Source organism: Azospirillum formosense, from assembly GCF_013340925.1.
Taxonomy (GTDB): domain Bacteria; phylum Pseudomonadota; class Alphaproteobacteria; order Azospirillales; family Azospirillaceae; genus Azospirillum; species Azospirillum formosense.
The window spans coordinates 1-885 of record NZ_WHOR01000529.1 but is presented as its reverse complement, the minus strand read 5'-3'; the positions used below and the strand labels follow the sequence as shown (position 1 = coordinate 885).

The 885-nt window shown below is 72.2% G+C and carries 1 protein-coding gene; it reads left to right on the top strand.

All coding sequences use genetic code 11. The annotated features are described in order from the left end of the window. A partial coding sequence (locus tag GBZ26_RS29615) for a ferritin-like domain-containing protein (RefSeq protein ID WP_174441832.1) occupies positions 1-576 on the top strand: 576 nt, incomplete at its 5' end. Positions 577-885: the final 309 nt, after the last annotated feature.

Below are 885 nucleotides of genomic sequence, written 5' to 3'. Positions count from 1 at the left end.
CGTGTCGCCCTGCTCCACGCGCTGGCCCACATCGAGCTGAACGCCATCGACCTCGCCTGGGACATCGTGTGCCGCTTCGTCGGCGAGGGGATGCCCAAGGGCTTCACCGACGACTGGGTGCAGGTCGCCGACGACGAGGCCCGGCATTTCCAGATGCTGGAGGAGCGGCTGAACCAGCTCGGTTCCGGCTATGGCGAGCTGCCGGCCCATGACGGGCTGTGGCAGGCCGCGACCACCACCGCCCACGACCTCGCCGCCCGGCTGGCCGTGGTGCCGATGGTGCTGGAGGCGCGCGGGCTCGACGTGACCCCGGAGACCGTCCGCCGCCTACGGGAGTTCGGCGACGCGGAGAGCGCCGCCCTGCTCCAGATCATCCACGACGAGGAGATCACCCACGTCGCCGCCGGACGCCGCTGGTTCGGCCATCTCTGCGCCAAGCGCGGCGTCGACCCGGTGGAGACGTGGCAGGATCTGGTGAAGCGGTACTTCCGCGGCGGCCTGAAGAAGCCCTTCAACGTGACCAGCCGGCAGGCCGCCGACTTCGGCCCGGAATTCTACGAGCCGATCGCCGAGTGACACCCATATCGTTCGTTCCCCTCTCCCGTCCCGGGAGAGGGAGGGGCCCACGCGTGAGCGTGGGAGGGTGAGGGTACCGCCAAGGATCGGCGCCTTGATCCTCGCTCGACCCTCACCCCCCCCCCTCGCGGGCACCCCCTCCCCGGGCGGGGGGGGGGAAAAACTTTTTCCCCCCCAACAGCCTTGGGGTGGCGATGCCCCGCCGGGCCCGGCGGCTCCCCCCCCGCCACCCCATCCGCGCGTCCCCGCCGGCGGGGGCGAAGTCGCCCGCGGGGCTCTCCCTGCCCAGCCGGGGCTGAAGGGCCTCCA